This window comes from Pseudovibrio sp. JE062 (genome assembly GCF_000156235.1).
Taxonomy (GTDB): Bacteria; Pseudomonadota; Alphaproteobacteria; order Rhizobiales; family Stappiaceae; genus Pseudovibrio.
The window spans coordinates 799,454-813,642 of record NZ_DS996805.1; the positions used below are offsets into that span (position 1 = coordinate 799,454).

Below are 14,189 nucleotides of genomic sequence, written 5' to 3' on the forward strand. Positions count from 1 at the left end.
CTTTAGATTGAATGACAACCAACACAATTGGGATTGAGCAGAATGGCACTCAGCCCTGCATTGATGGCGGTCTTTGGCTCTAAATCGCACTAGTTGGCAACGACGATTTTGGCCTTCCAACTCTCTGCTGACTGATAAAACGTATCGGTTGGTTTCTGCTCTGTGACAAGCGTATCAATCAAAGTTGGATCGCAGACATTGATTGGGGCTGTTCGGGTGAACTTTCTGGAATCTGCGGCCACGATTTTACAGTTGGCGTGTTGCATGACTGTTCTAGAGATTTGAGCTTCTTCAAGGTCAAACAGCATGATGCCCTTGCTTGGGCTTATGGCGGCGGCAGACAAGATGGCGTAGTCTGTCTGGAAGTTCTCAAAGAAGCTTGCTGCTGTGGCGCCAAAAGCGCCGCCATCATGGGCGCGCAGTTCTCCTCCGGCCATGAAGACACGGTTTTCATTTCGTGTGGCAAGCTTGTAAGCAACGGCGACCGAGTTGGTGACGACCATCAGGCGCTTATGGTCTTTGAGCGCATCGGCGATGAAAGCGGTGGTGCTGCCCACATCCAAAAAGAGTGAGCTTTCGTCTTCGATCATGTTTGCGACTGCTGCAGCGATTTTTCTCTTTGCTGCCGGACACTCAAGCATTCGTGCGTGAAAGTCGCTTTCTTCATTGTCTTCATGGAGTAGACGCACACCCCCATGGACTTTCTCCAGAAATCCTTCTTTCGCGAGAGATTTCACATTGCGGCGGATGGTTTCTTCGGAGACTGCAAGGTGCTTGGCGAGGCTTACGATTCGGCTCGTTCCTCCCGCCTTTCTGACCGCTTCCAGGATTTCACTTTGGGTTTGATTATTAATGTTTTCCATGAAATCCGCTCCACAACAGCTTTGCACATGCCAGTGTTAAGTCCCGTTACTCAAAACACAAAATACCTCAAATAGCCACATTAACCCACACATTGGCACATTATTTTAGAATTATATCTGTGGGATTATGTTGATTTTCTCAAATACCTCAACGTAAGCTAAGTGCACGCTGATAGAGTTGTTCGGGGGGCTGGCTTCAATTCTTGCAGCGTTGAGATGAGGAAAATCATCTGCAGGAGGGGACAGGATGAAATACTCTGGAATTCCATCAGTTGCTTTGGTCATGGCTTTGAGCATCAGTGCAGCCAATGCCGACGTTGAATCTCTCGATCCAATCAAAATCACAACGCATGACTGGTCTGGTCAGATCATCACCACCACCATCATGGGGGAAGTTCTGAAACGGGCTGGCTATAACATCGAGTATGTACAAGCCGACTACATTGCCCAGTTTGCTGGCCTGAAGACCGGCGATCTACACGTTGCCATGGAGATCTGGGAAACCACAGGTCGGGAAGCGATGGATGAAGCCATTGAAACCGGGAATGTAGTGAGCCTGGGTGAAAGCGGCATGATCGCCATCGAGGAATGGTGGTATCCATCCTATATGGAAGACGTTTGTCCCGGCTTACCGGACTGGGAAGCTCTCAAAGACTGCGCCGAGGAATTTTCAACCGCTGAGACTGCACCACTAGGGCGCTATCTGGGTGGTCCGGTCACCTGGGGTGGCTTTGATGAAGAACGTGTTGAGGCTCTGGAGTTGGATTTTGAAGTTGTCCATGCCGGTACCGATGCTGCGTTGTTTGCAGAGTTGGAGTCTGCCTATCAACGCAAGGCGCCCATCATTCTCTGGCTTTATGAGCCGCATTGGGCGCCTGCAAAGTATGACGGAAAGTTCATTGAGTTTCCGCCCTACTCTGCCGCCTGCTATCAGGATGCGACAACGGGAGTTAACACCAGTGCAGCCTATGATTGTGGCAAACCCACTGGCCCCATCTGGAAGGTTGCCTGGGCGGGTCTAGGTCAAAAATGGCCAGGCGCTGCGCAGGCAATCTCCAACTTCCACGTCAGCAATGCTGAAATGAGCGCGATGATCTCCAAAGTCGACCTGGAAGGTCAAGCCGTTGATGCCGTTGTCGGTGAATGGCTCTCTGCAAATGAAGAAAGATGGCAGGGCTGGTTAAAATAACTCAGCCCCGGATCTGGCCTTGATACGAGGCCAGATCTTCCTTTGCTTCCAGTTGACGATCAGCGCTTGTGGGGACGTTTCATGAACCAGTCTGTCCTTTTGGATTGCCAGGATCTTTGGAAGATCTACGGGTCTAATGCGGAAACCTTTCTGCGTGACAGATCGTCCACGCCAGATCTTGAGGCACTGGATGCTGCTGGGCTGACGGGTGCTGTTCGTGCTGCAGATCTGCAGATTATGAAGGGTGAGATCTTCGTGATCATGGGCCTTTCCGGTTCTGGAAAGTCAACTTTGGTGCGCTGCCTTTCCCGTTTGGTGGAACCCACCGCAGGTGCAATACGTTTTGAAGGGCAAGACCTGCTCAGTATGTCTGAGCGCGAGCTCATTGAGGTTCGGCGCAAGAAGATGGGTATGGTGTTCCAGCAGTTTGCTTTGCTGCCGCATCTGACCGTCCTTCAAAACGTTGCTTTTCCATTGGATGTGCAGGGTGTCCGCCGCGCAGAACGCGAGGCGCGTGCACAGGAAATGATTGATACCGTTGGCCTGACGGGACGTGAAAACGCCTATCCTCGCGAGCTTTCTGGCGGGCAGCAGCAGCGGGTTGGGATTGCGCGATCTCTCGTCGGCGATCCTCATCTCTGGTTTCTGGATGAGCCCTTCTCTGCGCTGGATCCCTTGATCCGGCGTGAGATGCAAAATGAATTTTTGCGACTTCAAAGCAAACTTCACAAGACGATCATCTTCATCACCCATGACTTTGAGGAGGCTATTCGGTTAGCAGACAGAATTGCCGTGATGAAGGATGGCGAAATCGTCCAGATTGCAACGCCGGAACAGCTGGTCACTCATCCAGCAACAGAGTACGTGGAAGAATTCACCCAGCATATTCCCAAGACCAAAGTCATTCAGCTTGCAACAATCATGGAGCCAGGATGCTCTGCGGGCTCGTATTCTGGAGATTTGAGTACGCATCTGAAGGTCGCGGATGTGGCGGTTCAAGTCGGAAAATCAAACCGTCCATTTCGTGTGATGAATGATGATGGTGAGCCGATTGGAACCATAGATCGCGATAGGATTGTTAGCTTGATGCTGGAACAGGAGTTGGTGGAATGATCAACCAACTCTCGGAGCGCTTTCGCAGTCCTGCTCTGTTCTGGGGCTTGCTTTTTGCCGCAACCTGGTTGCTCTCCGCCTACTCGTTTCAGCTGTACAAGGCCTCGGGGGCGCGATGGATCATTAAATTTCCCAGTGCGTGGGAATGGAAGTTGGACAACCGGATCAGCAGTTTCATGTCATGGTTGGTTGAAGATGCCAGTTTTGAGCTTTTCACGTTTCGTGAGCTTACACGTTTCTTTTCGGCTTTGATTGAAGTCCCCTATGATGCTGTGAGGGCTTTGCTGGCAGATGGTTTTAACTCCGGCGTGGGTCAGCAGGCTGTCGAGGTTCTGCCGTCCTTAAGCTGGATTGCTGTTACACTGCTGCTTACACTGCTGGCATTTCGTGTTGGAGGCAGGCGTTTGGCGCTGTTGGTCGCTGGCTGCTTCCTCTATCTCGCGGTCTTCGGGCAATGGCAAAGCGCGATGGTGACGCTGGCTTCAATTGCTATTGCGGTGCCGTTTGGTGTGATTGGCGGACTTGTGCTTGGCATTCTGGCTTACAAGTCTGCGGGTTTTGAACGACTTCTGCGTCCAATTCTGGATCTTATGCAGACGGTCCCCATCTTCGCCTATCTGGTGCCCATCCTGTTCCTGTTTGGCTTTGGGCCGGTTTCTGCGCTGTTCGCAACTATCATTTATGCCATGCCGCCGATGGTGCGTGTTGTGTTGGTTGCTCTTCAATCTGTGCCAACACAGTTACATGAAGCTGGGCAAATGGCTGGGTGTACGTCTCGCCAGATGATGTGGAAGGTTCTGCTGCCTTCAGCTCTGCCAACACTGATGGTTGGAGTTAATCAGGTCATCATGCTCTCCCTGAACATGGTCATCATTGCATCAATCATTGGTGCCGGCGGGTTGGGTTATGACGTGTTGGCAGCCCTGCGGCGATTGGATATTGGTGGTGGTATCGAAGCAGGATTGGCCATCGTTGTCATCGCAATTGCATTGGACCGGCTGAGCCAGGCGTTTTCGCAGCAAGACCACGGACAAAATGAAAAGCTCGGTATTGATCATATCAAGCCACTTCCTCTGGTTGGGATTGTACTACTCAGCATTGTTGTGCTGGCATTGCTGGGGAAGTTGTTTCCATTTCTGCAAAGCTATCCAGAAACGTTGACGGTCACGACCGGTTCCTTTTGGGATGAGGCTATCAAGTGGATCAACATCAACTTCTTTGAGGTGTTTGAGGCTTTCAAGACCGCACTGCTGACCTATCTTCTGTTGCCTATAAAGCGCTTTTTTGTTGGCATCCCATGGGCATGGGGCATTGTTGCGCTGGGGCTTATAGGGTGGCGCGTTGGAGACCTTAAGCTTGGCTTGCTTTGCACGACACTTGCTGGGTTCATCGCAGTGAACGGTCTCTGGCGGGATGCGATGATCACCGTTTATCTTTGCGGCGTATCCGTCTTACTGGCCGCAGCCATAGGAATGCCGCTTGGGGTTTGGGCGGGGCAGTCTGAACTGGCGAACCGGGTTCTTGGCACACTGGTTGATACGCTGCAGACGCTTCCGAGCTTCGTTTATCTCATTCCGGTTGTCATGCTGTTCAGGGTTGGCGAATTTTCCGCCATGGTGGCGATTGTGCTTTACGCTATGGCGCCCGCTTTACGGTATGCTGCCCACGGTATACGCGAGATCAATCCGCAGGTTATCGAGGCTGGCAAAGTTTCAGGATGCACGCGCTGGCAGTTGCTCTGGCGTATCAAACTGCCATTGGCGGTCCCTTCCCTTCTTCTGGGATTGAACCAGACCATTATGCTGGCTCTTTCCATGCTTGTGATCACCGCATTGGTTGGAACACGCGATCTGGGCCAGGAAGTTTACATCGCTCTTACCAAAGCAAACACTGGGCAAGGCATCGTGGCGGGTCTTGCCGTTGCCTTCATTGCCATTATTGCGGACCGTATTTTATCTGCGCTCGCTAAATCCTCTCAAGCAAGATTGGGGCTGGTGACATGACTGAGACATTGACGAAGGAATTAGCTGTAACCAAAGCACTTGAACTGCCCTTCTGGAAAGCGCCGAGCAATGCTGAGATACTGGGCGGTGGCATTACGAACTTCAACGTGAAGATCACCGATGAAGGTCGCACCTATGTTGTTCGGCTGGGAGAAGACATCGTTGAACATGGGGTGATGCGATTTAACGAGCTTTCTGCTTGCCGGGCCGCTCATGCAGCTGGTGTTGCCCCTGCGGTTCGATATTTTCAAAAAGGCGCGCTTGTTCAGGATTACATTCCAGCTGATCCGCTCAGTGAGGAAGAAATACAGCAGCCTGAGATGCTTGAGTTGATCGCTGCTCTGCTTGGAAAAGTTCACAGAGACGCAACGCAACTGATCCGAGGGCCTGTTTTGGCTTTCTGGGTGTTTCATATCCTGCGGGATTACACAGAAACCCTACGCTTGCTCGATTCCGATCACATACCCAAGCTGGATGATCTGATGCAAAAAGCGCAAAAGCTTGAGGCTGCTGTTGGCAATGTACATCTGGTGCTGTGCCATAACGATTTGCTACCTGCCAACATATTGAATGAAAACGGTCGGCTTTGGCTGGTGGATTGGGAATATGCCGGCATGAACTCTCCCTTGTTTGACCTTGGAGGTTTAGCCACCAACGCCAGTCTTACGGAAAACTTGCAGAAGTTGCTTCTAGCAATCTATTTCGACATGCCCGTCTCAGATGAGTTGTGGGAGAGATACAACGCGATGAAATGCGCGTCTTTGCTGCGTGAAAGCATGTGGAGTATGGTTTCCGAGCAGACATCCAAAATCCAGTTTGATTACGCCAGTTACACCAGAGAAAACCTGCTCCGGTTTGAACGTGCTTATGCTGCGCTACAGTTAAAATGAGGTTGCAATGAAGGAATTACCGAAAACGGCCAGAGCTGTGATCGTTGGTGGCGGCATTGTTGGATGCTCAACAGCCTATCACCTTGCCAAACTGGGGTGGGACGTTGTGCTGCTGGAGCGTAAGAAGCTGACTTCCGGTACGACCTTTCACGCAGCCGGTTTAGTGGGGCAGTTGCGGTCTAATGCGAACATCACGCAGCTGCTTGGCTACTCCGTAGATCTTTACAAGCGCCTCGAAGAGGAAACCGGGCAAGCGACAGGCTGGAAAATGAATGGCGGGCTTCGGCTAGCCTGCAATCATGAACGTTGGACAGAGGTTCAACGACAAGCAACGACTGCCCACTCTTTCGGGCTTGATATGCAGTTGCTGTCTCCGAAGGAAGCGCAGGAGTTGTGGCCACTGATGCAGGTGGACGATGTGGTGGGGGCCGCCTTTTTGCCCAGTGATGGTCAGGCCAACCCATCGGACATTACCCTCTCTCTTGCCAAAGGTGCACGGATGGCTGGTGCGCAGATCTTTGAAGACACCAAAGTGCTGAGCGTCGACGTTGAAAAAGGCGTAATCAAGGGCATTGAGACTTCCCGTGGTCGGATCGACTGCTCAGTTGTGGTCGCCTGTTGCGGACAATGGACACGAGACTTTGCAAAAAGCGTTGGTGTGAATGTGCCGTTGGTTCCGATGCAGCATCAGTATCTCGTGACTGAACCCATTCCTGGTGTTCCCAGAGACCTGCCGACATTGAGGGATCCGGACAGACTGACCTACTACAAAGAAGAGGTGGGCGGTCTTGTGATGGGTGGATATGAAGCCAATCCGCTGAGCTGGGCAGTAGACGGTATTCCAAAAGGCTTCCACTACACCTTGCTCGACAGCGACTTTGGCCACTTTGAGCCTTTAATGGAACTTTCCCTTGGCCGTGTGCCAGCGCTGGAGACTGCCGGGATCAAAGAGTTGATCAATGGACCAGAAAGTTTCACTCCCGACGGGAACTTCATCATGGGGGAAGCACCGGAGCTGAAAAACTTTTACGTCAATGCAGGCTTTAACGCCTTTGGTATTGCTGCTGGTGGTGGAGCTGGCATGGCTCTGGCTGAATGGATCGCCAAAGGTGAACCGCCGTTTGATTTATGGCCCGTTGATATCCGCCGCTTTGGCCGCCCGCATTTTGACAGTGACTGGATCAGAACACGCACCAAAGAAGCCTACGCCAAACACTACACAATGGCATGGCCCAATGAAGAGCATGAAAGTGGTCGCCCTTGCCGCAAGTCACCTCTTTACGAACATCTGAAAGCAGACGGTGCTGTATTTGGTGAGAAGCTGGGCTGGGAGCGCCCCAACTGGTACGCAGATATCGAAAACGGCGAGCAGCAGCAGGATATCTACACGTTCTCGAGGCCGAACTGGCACGAACCTGTGGGCCGGGAACACGAGGCAGCACGGTCTGCTGCCGTTCTTTTTGACCAGACGTCCTTTGCCAAGTTTACGCTGAAAGGCCCTGATGCGGTTGATGCCCTCAGCTGGATCGCTGCCAACGATGTCGACAAGCCAATCGGCACATTGATCTATACGCAGATGCTGAATGACCATGGCGGTATCGAGTGCGATCTGACCTGCGTTCGCGTTGCAGAGGACGAATACTACATCGTCACTGGAACCGGTTTTGTCACCCATGACTTCGACTGGATCTCACGCAATATCCCCGCGAGGATGAATGTACAGCTGGTCGATGTCACCTCTGCTTTTTCGGTGCTTTCCCTCATGGGACCAAAGTCACGCGACATCCTGGAACGGGTGACGCGAGATGATGTGAGCAATGAGAGTTTCCATTTTGGTCAAGCACGAAAGATCGGCATTGCAGGTTGCCCGGTCCACGCTCTGAGAGTGACCTATGTGGGGGAACTCGGCTGGGAGCTTCATTTGCCAGTGGAGTATGCCACCAGTGTATATGCGGCTCTCCATGAAGCTGGCAAAGAGTTAGGCCTCCGAAATGCGGGGTACCGAGCCATTGAAACACTGCGCCTGGAAAAAGGGTATCGTGCCTGGGGCAGCGACATCGGGCCTGACCATACGCCGGAAGAAGCAGGCCTTGGATGGGCTGTGAAGCTGAAAAAGAACATTGCCTTTAAAGGGCGCGATGCGATCGAACAGCAAAGGACCCACGGCGTTAAGAAGATGCTCGCAACCTTTGTAACAGATAGCGACATCATCCTCTCGGGCCGCGAGACGATCTACCGCGATGGTGTTCGTGTCGGCTGGCTGTCCTCAGGTGGTTTCGGGCATACCCTACAAAAATCCATTGGTCTTGGATATGTCCGAAACAGCGATGGTGTCGATTCAGATTTCGTTTTGGATGGCCACTACGAACTTGAAGTCGCCACAGAACGCGTCCCCTGCGAGGTACACCTTGCACCGCTATATGATCCAAAGATGTTACGTGTGAAAGCATAATCTACATAGCTTGATTGACCTCAAAACCACCCAGCTCTTCGAGAAACACAAGAACCTCGGAGAGCCCTTTTCTGCTTTTCAAGTCAGTAAACTGAAACGGTTTTCCTGCGCGCATTTTGGTGGCGTCGGCCTTCATCACCTCAAGATCGGCATCTACGTAAGGCGCGAGGTCTGATTTGTTGATCACCAGCAAGTCAGACCGGGTTATGCCGGGACCGCCTTTACGAGGGATTTCCTCGCCCTGGCACACTGATATGACGTAGATCGTCAAGTCGGCTAAATCTGGAGAGAACGTTGCTGCCAGATTGTCTCCACCAGATTCAATGAAGACAATATCCAGATCCGGATGACGCCTATTTAACTGATCGATGGCCTGCAAATTGATGGTGGCATCTTCGCGAATGGCAGTATGCGGGCAACCACCAGTTTCAACACCGATGATCCGATCTTCCGAAAGGGCCTGCATCTTCACGAGAGCTAAAGCATCTTCCTTAGTGTAGATGTCATTGGTAATCACTCCGACTGAGAGTCTGCGGCGCAGCGCCGAGCAAAGAGCTGCAGTCAGACTGGTTTTGCCGGAACCAACCGGTCCACCGATACCAACACGCAACGGTCCGTTTGAAGAGGTCATGATCTAAAAATCCTTGTGTGCTGGTGTTCGTGTGCAATGGCAAGAAAATCACCATGGAGTGTTGCACTGCCCAGATCCTCTAGGCTTGCAGTTGCTGCCCTCTTAGAGAGTTCAGCCAGATGAGGTTCCAGATCTGCGAGAATTTGCATGCCATCAGTCTGTCCAAGTGGAACCAGACGCATCATGACGCTGACCAGATTTGCGCAGAAGCTGTGTTGATATGCGGCTAGAGTTGCTATCAGAGGAACGCAGTTAGTTGCAGCGATTGTTGCAACGGCAATCGGATAAGCAAGGTCAGCACTGTCGAGCTGGAGAGCAATCTTTTCAGAACCCCACGGTTTTGCTGCTTTTGAAAACGCATCCCCTTGTAAGGTTGTTTCCATAAACCGGTCTTCTCCCGGACAAAGAGCAAGTGAGAGTTCATTCAGCTGGCAAAGAAATGCAATATCTTCTTGCGTGGCCGCTTTCCAAGATAGTGATGCGAGGACCAGATCATTCCAAAGGCTTCCGGTATGGGTCAGATCAAGTAGATACTCCTCTGCGTCCTGTCTACAGGTGATCAACTCTCGCTGGATCGCGCTTTCAAGCCCATGACTATAGGCGAATGCTCCAGTCGGAAAACCGGGTGAAAACCAAGTCATGAGCTGTAGAAGAGCCGTCGTTGGAGCAACCTCATTCATGACGATGCTCATGGGCGTGACCACCATGTTTATGATAGGCACCACGCACCGGCGAGAACGGGAGTTCTACTTCCTCTATCCTTGCTCCAAGTCCTTCCAACATATGATAGATGACATGGTCCCGGCCAATGAAAATGGCTGGTGGTGTGATTTGTGCCGATAAATGCCTATTGCCCAAATGCCAGCAAAGCTCAGCATAATGCAGCGGATCACGCGCTGTAATTTTGTAGAGTGGTTCAATCGTTGCAGCGATCACCGCAAGCAGACCATCGGCTAAAACAAGGGCGTCCCCCTCACCCAGAACTACAGGTTCCGGTAAATCCACCATGATGCCTGTTCCGCACGTTGTTATGAGGCGTTTGCGTCTTAGATGGCGTTCATCATGAGCGAGCATGATGGTGAATGCAGGGGTGCCGGAGTAATCGCCAGCCCGTTTCAAAGAAGTTGCTTTGGTCATCAGAACAGAAAATACCTTTGTGCCATTGGGACGATGTCGGCGGGTTCACAAGTCAGCAGCTCACCGTTTGCCCGTACCTCGTAAGTTTCAGGATCAACTTCCATGTGAGGCACCAAACTGTTGTGCACCATGGACGTTTTAGAGAGGCCGGATCGGGTGTTTTCGACCGCAACCATCTGCTTTGCGGTACCGAGTTTTTCCCGCAGACCAGCTGCTTGAGCAGCCTTTGAAACGAACACGACCGAGGAGTTTGTCAGGCTCTTGCCAAATGAGCCAAACATTGGTCGATAATGGACAGGCTGAGGGGTTGGAATGGAGGCGTTTGGATCGCCCATCACAGCATTTGCAATGGTGCCACCCACAAGCACCATGTCTGGTTTGACACCAAAGAAAGCTGGAGACCACAGCACCAAGTCCGCACGTTTGCCAACCTCAATGGAGCCGATATGTCTGGAAAGACCATGAGCTATGGCAGGGTTTATCGTGTACTTGGCGATGTAACGTTTGACGCGGAAGTTATCGTTTTCTCCGGTTTCTTCAGGTAGCGGTCCGCGTTGACGCTTCATCTTATCCGCAGTTTGCCAGGTGCGTATCAGCACTTCACCTACACGGCCCATAGCCTGACTATCAGAGGCGATGATCGAAAAAGCACCCATGTCGTGGAGGATATCTTCCGCCGCGATGGTTTCCTTGCGAATGCGGCTTTCCGCAAAGGCGACGTCCTCCGGAATGCTGGTATCCAAATGGTGACAGACCATCAACATATCCAGATGCTCCGCCACTGTGTTTTCAGTGTAAGGACGCGTCGGGTTGGTGGATGACGGGATCACATTAGGCAGACCGCAGACCTTGATGATATCCGGCGCATGCCCGCCTCCTGCTCCTTCAGTGTGGAACGCATGGATCATGCGGCCTTTGAGGGCTGCAACTGTATCTTCAACAAACCCGCTTTCATTCAGCGTATCTGTATGGATCATCACTTGCACATCGTGTTCATCGGCCACGCTCAGACAAGTATCGATTGCTGCAGGTGTTGTGCCCCAATCCTCATGCAGTTTCATGGCACAGGCACCAGCAAGGACCATCTCTTCCAGTGCTTTGGGGTGTGAAGCATTGCCTTTGCCAGCGAAAGCAAGGTTCATTGGAAATGCATCTGCCGCTTCAATCATGCGTGCAATATGCCACGGCCCTGGGGTGCACGTGGTTGCGAGGGTGCCGTGGGCTGGTCCTGTTCCTCCACCAAGCATTGTCGTGACGCCGGAGGTCAGCGCTTCCTCGATCTGCTGCGGGCATATGTAGTGGATGTGAGCATCCATACCGCCAGCAGTCAGGATTTTGCCTTCGCCTGCAATGGCCTCTGTTCCGGGACCAATTATGATGGTTACATCATCCTGCGTATCCGGGTTACCCGCCTTTCCGATAGCGTGAATCAAACCGTCTTTCAGACCCACATCTGCTTTGTAGATGCCGGTGTGATCGACAATAAGCGCGTTTGTGATGACCGTATCAACGGCACCGTCTGCTCGCGATAACTGGCTTTGCCCCATGCCATCGCGAATGACTTTGCCACCGCCAAATTTCACTTCTTCACCGTATGTAGCCAGATCGGCTTCAACTTCGATGAAGAGCTCCGTGTCCGCAAGACGAACTTTGTCTCCGACTGTTGGTCCAAACATATCGGCATAGGCTGCTCTTGAAATCGAGGCTGCCATTTAAGCGGTCTCCACTTCTTTAATCTGAAATCCGGTGAGAGTTTGACTACCTCCAAAGGAGATCAAAGAGACTTCTCTGGTTTGCCCCGGTTCAAAGCGCACGGCAGTTCCTGGCGCGATATTCAGGCGCATGCATTGAGCTGCTGCACGATCGAAGCTGAGCGCACTATTGACCTCAGCAAAGTGGTAGTGACTACCCACCTGCACCGGTCGATCTCCAGTGTTGGAGACTTTAATCGTTACACTCGCACGACCTTCATTTAGGGTCAGCTCACCTGAGGATGTTATGAATTCTCCAGGGATCATGAACGCCTCCTACCGGATCGGATTGTGGACGGTGACGAGCTTGACTCCGTCCGGAAATGTGGCTTCCACCTGAATGTCATGGATCATCTCAGGGATACCTTCCATCACCTGCTCTCGGTTCAACACGTCAGCTCCGTTTGACATCAACTCGGCAACGGTTCGACCGTCCCTTGCACCTTCAACAACGAAGTCGGTGATGAGGGCAATACTTTCAGGATGGTTGAGTTTGACACCTCGCTGAAGTCGATTACGTGCGACTTGTGCGGCCATGGCGACCAGCAGCTTGTCTTTCTCTCTTGGTGTAAGGTTCATGATTTCTCCCGATATTTCTTAAAGGTTCCAGAGCTTCGGCAGCTCACGTCCCAACCGCAGACTTTGTAAAAGCGGGATCAAGGTTTGGCGCAAAGTATAGCCATCTTGCGCCATCACCCGTCCAACGAGCTTTCCTCGAAAAGCACTGAGGGCTACTTGCTTGGGATCTTGCAGTTTCTGGAGGTTTTGCGCGCGTGCCTTCAAAAGTTCTTCCTCATCTGGCCCGATATAGAGAATGGAGGCGAAGGCCCGTGCTCCGTTAAGGACTGCAGCATTTTTTGCTCTCGTTCCCAGACCACCGTTTAAAAGCACATCATCTGCATGAATAAGCTTTCCAGCTTTGCGTACACGCCATGTGTCTTTGAAGTAGGCGCGTTCAACTGTTTCCCGCATGGCCTGACGACCCAGTATGACTGCTTCAACCGCAAGAAAGCGCGCTGAGGGGGCGAGATCTACTTGAAGCGCTCGAGACAGGCTGGCCTCATTAAACAGGATCGTTTCCTGTGGCAGCCAGTGCAGTTCAGCATCATCTTCCACGCTCAACGTATTGGTGATCTGTGCGGAGCCTTCGGATGACTTATAGATCTTCTCGCAAGCCTGTGTGGTCAGCACGGCTTTGGCACCGGTCTGCAGGTTCACGTACCAATTCAACACGTCCCCGCCTGTTACACCGCCACTGGTGTTTATGAGCGCGGCCTCGGCCATATCATCATAGACCTTTGGCAGACGGATTTTGGCTGCACCTTCCTGATAGAGTTCCTGCAAGGTCGGAGGCACCCCTTCGTGCTGAGCGGCTTTAAACCCAACTCTGCCGGTGCCTTTTGTGCGCTGCATAGCTGATACCCGAGACGCTTTCGTTTCGAGTGGCAGGCTAACTTGCCTAAACGGTAAGATGCTGGCGGACATGGTCTTTATCCAGATCACTGGCCGGTCCTGTATGGACGATCTCACCACGGTCAAGAATGTAAACTGCATCAGCAAGTTCTCGGCAGAACTCGAGATACTGCTCTACAAGCAGGATCGTTAGCCCCTCCTCTTTCAACTGTTTGATGGCTCTGCCTATGTCTTTGATAATTGAGGGCTGAATGCCTTCTGTGGGTTCATCCAGCACCAGCAAACCTGGGCGTGTGACCAATGCGCGGCCAATGGCCAGCTGCTGTTGCTGGCCGCCTGACAGGTCTCCTCCCCGGCGGTCCATCATTTCTTTGAGGACCGGAAACAGCTCAAAGACCTTCTGCGGAATGAACCTTTCCTTGCGTGGCAAGCGAGCAAAACCGGTTTGCAGGTTCTCGAGCACGCTGAGCAGAGGAAAGATCTCCCTGCCCTGAGGCACATAGGCGATGCCTTGTGCGGCGCGGGTATATGGCTTTGAGCTGCCAAGGCTCGCTCCATCCACGCAGATGTCCCCATCAGAAATCCGTTGATGCCCTGTTATGGCACGCAGAAGCGAGGTTTTACCGACACCATTGCGGCCCAACACACAGGTGATCTGTCCTTCTTCCGCATTAAGAGAAAGACCGCGCAGGGCTTGCGCAGCACCATAGTGCAGATCCACACCGCTGACTTCCAAGTTCAGCATGC

14 protein-coding genes are annotated in these 14,189 nt (G+C 52.3%); 5 read left to right on the forward strand and 9 right to left on the reverse strand.

What is annotated here, in order from left to right; translation table 11 throughout:
- Nucleotides 1-89 precede the first annotated feature (89 nt).
- Nucleotides 90-863 (reverse strand): DeoR/GlpR family DNA-binding transcription regulator, encoded by a 774-nt coding sequence (locus tag PJE062_RS03385; protein WP_008546328.1) that lies wholly within the window; start codon nt 861-863, stop codon nt 90-92.
- A gap of 247 nt (nt 864-1,110) precedes the next feature.
- On the opposite strand from PJE062_RS03385, the gene PJE062_RS03390 reads away from it, so the two are divergent.
- The 5 genes from PJE062_RS03390 to PJE062_RS03410 all read left to right on the forward strand — a co-directional run bounded on the left by PJE062_RS03390 (nt 1,111) and on the right by PJE062_RS03410 (nt 8,510).
- Nucleotides 1,111-2,052: an ABC transporter substrate-binding protein gene (locus PJE062_RS03390; protein WP_008546432.1), complete on the forward strand. Its 942-nt coding sequence runs from the start codon at nt 1,111-1,113 to the stop codon at nt 2,050-2,052.
- Between the two features lie 81 nt (nt 2,053-2,133).
- Complete coding sequence (locus PJE062_RS03395; protein ID WP_008546320.1) at nt 2,134-3,165, forward strand: glycine betaine/L-proline ABC transporter ATP-binding protein; 1,032 nt, start codon at nt 2,134-2,136, stop codon at nt 3,163-3,165.
- Complete coding sequence (locus tag PJE062_RS03400; protein WP_008547063.1) at nt 3,162-5,168, forward strand: proline/glycine betaine ABC transporter permease; 2,007 nt, start codon at nt 3,162-3,164, stop codon at nt 5,166-5,168. The genes PJE062_RS03395 and PJE062_RS03400 overlap by 4 nt, the downstream gene beginning before the upstream one ends.
- Nucleotides 5,165-6,058 (forward strand): choline/ethanolamine kinase family protein, encoded by an 894-nt coding sequence (locus tag PJE062_RS03405; protein WP_008547213.1) that lies wholly within the window; start codon nt 5,165-5,167, stop codon nt 6,056-6,058. Before PJE062_RS03400 ends, PJE062_RS03405 begins: the two co-directional genes overlap by 4 nt.
- A gap of 7 nt (nt 6,059-6,065) precedes the next feature.
- On the forward strand, nt 6,066-8,510 hold the full coding sequence (locus PJE062_RS03410; protein ID WP_008546334.1) for an FAD-dependent oxidoreductase: 2,445 nt from the start codon (nt 6,066-6,068) through the stop codon (nt 8,508-8,510).
- Between the two features lies 1 nt (nt 8,511).
- Here PJE062_RS03410 and ureG read toward each other — a convergent pair whose 3' ends face one another.
- From ureG to urtE, 8 genes are read right to left on the reverse strand one after another with little or no spacing between them, the layout of a single operon-like run.
- Nucleotides 8,512-9,141, reverse strand: coding sequence for an urease accessory protein UreG (ureG, locus tag PJE062_RS03415; protein WP_008546513.1), 630 nt, complete (start codon nt 9,139-9,141; stop codon nt 8,512-8,514).
- Complete coding sequence (locus PJE062_RS03420; protein ID WP_208982119.1) at nt 9,138-9,833, reverse strand: urease accessory protein UreF; 696 nt, start codon at nt 9,831-9,833, stop codon at nt 9,138-9,140. Before PJE062_RS03420 ends, ureG begins: the two co-directional genes overlap by 4 nt.
- A complete protein-coding gene (locus PJE062_RS03425; RefSeq protein ID WP_008546749.1) occupies nt 9,814-10,278 on the reverse strand; it encodes an urease accessory protein UreE in 465 nt (154 codons plus the stop codon). The genes PJE062_RS03420 and PJE062_RS03425 overlap by 20 nt, the downstream gene beginning before the upstream one ends.
- Nucleotides 10,278-11,990, reverse strand: a complete 1,713-nt coding sequence (gene ureC / locus PJE062_RS03430) for an urease subunit alpha (protein ID WP_008547070.1) — start codon at nt 11,988-11,990, stop codon at nt 10,278-10,280. Before ureC ends, PJE062_RS03425 begins: the two co-directional genes overlap by 1 nt.
- Nucleotides 11,991-12,296 carry an urease subunit beta gene (locus tag PJE062_RS26845; protein WP_037035868.1) on the reverse strand — a complete coding sequence of 102 codons (306 nt, stop codon included), beginning with the start codon at nt 12,294-12,296 and terminating at the stop codon, nt 11,991-11,993.
- A 9-nt stretch (nt 12,297-12,305) separates the two neighbouring features.
- Nucleotides 12,306-12,608 (reverse strand): urease subunit gamma, encoded by a 303-nt coding sequence (locus tag PJE062_RS26850; protein WP_008546448.1) that lies wholly within the window; start codon nt 12,606-12,608, stop codon nt 12,306-12,308.
- An 18-nt stretch (nt 12,609-12,626) separates the two neighbouring features.
- On the reverse strand, nt 12,627-13,442 hold the full coding sequence (locus PJE062_RS03445) for an urease accessory protein UreD (protein ID WP_008546972.1): 816 nt from the start codon (nt 13,440-13,442) through the stop codon (nt 12,627-12,629).
- A gap of 46 nt (nt 13,443-13,488) precedes the next feature.
- Nucleotides 13,489-14,187, reverse strand: a complete 699-nt coding sequence (gene urtE / locus PJE062_RS03450; protein ID WP_008546993.1) for an urea ABC transporter ATP-binding subunit UrtE — start codon at nt 14,185-14,187, stop codon at nt 13,489-13,491.
- Nucleotides 14,188-14,189 lie beyond the last annotated feature (2 nt).

Excerpts from the sequence above, each read along its gene's own strand:
- PJE062_RS03385 (WP_008546328.1), bottom strand. The coding sequence starts at position 863 with ATGGAAAACATTAATAATCAAACCCAAAGTGAAATCCTGGAAGCGGTC.
- PJE062_RS03390 (WP_008546432.1), top strand. The coding sequence starts at position 1,111 with ATGAAATACTCTGGAATTCCATCAGTTGCTTTGGTCATGGCTTTGAGC.
- PJE062_RS03395 (WP_008546320.1), top strand. The coding sequence starts at position 2,134 with ATGAACCAGTCTGTCCTTTTGGATTGCCAGGATCTTTGGAAGATCTAC.
- PJE062_RS03400 (WP_008547063.1), top strand. The coding sequence starts at position 3,162 with ATGATCAACCAACTCTCGGAGCGCTTTCGCAGTCCTGCTCTGTTCTGG.
- PJE062_RS03405 (WP_008547213.1), top strand. The coding sequence starts at position 5,165 with ATGACTGAGACATTGACGAAGGAATTAGCTGTAACCAAAGCACTTGAA.
- PJE062_RS03410 (WP_008546334.1), top strand. The coding sequence starts at position 6,066 with ATGAAGGAATTACCGAAAACGGCCAGAGCTGTGATCGTTGGTGGCGGC.
- ureG (WP_008546513.1), bottom strand. The coding sequence starts at position 9,141 with ATGACCTCTTCAAACGGACCGTTGCGTGTTGGTATCGGTGGACCGGTT.
- PJE062_RS03420 (WP_208982119.1), bottom strand. The coding sequence starts at position 9,833 with ATGAGCATCGTCATGAATGAGGTTGCTCCAACGACGGCTCTTCTACAG.
- PJE062_RS03425 (WP_008546749.1), bottom strand. The coding sequence starts at position 10,278 with ATGACCAAAGCAACTTCTTTGAAACGGGCTGGCGATTACTCCGGCACC.
- ureC (WP_008547070.1), bottom strand. The coding sequence starts at position 11,990 with ATGGCAGCCTCGATTTCAAGAGCAGCCTATGCCGATATGTTTGGACCA.
- PJE062_RS26845 (WP_037035868.1), bottom strand. The coding sequence starts at position 12,296 with ATGATCCCTGGAGAATTCATAACATCCTCAGGTGAGCTGACCCTAAAT.
- PJE062_RS26850 (WP_008546448.1), bottom strand. The coding sequence starts at position 12,608 with ATGAACCTTACACCAAGAGAGAAAGACAAGCTGCTGGTCGCCATGGCC.
- PJE062_RS03445 (WP_008546972.1), bottom strand. The coding sequence starts at position 13,442 with ATGCAGCGCACAAAAGGCACCGGCAGAGTTGGGTTTAAAGCCGCTCAG.
- urtE (WP_008546993.1), bottom strand. The coding sequence starts at position 14,187 with ATGCTGAACTTGGAAGTCAGCGGTGTGGATCTGCACTATGGTGCTGCG.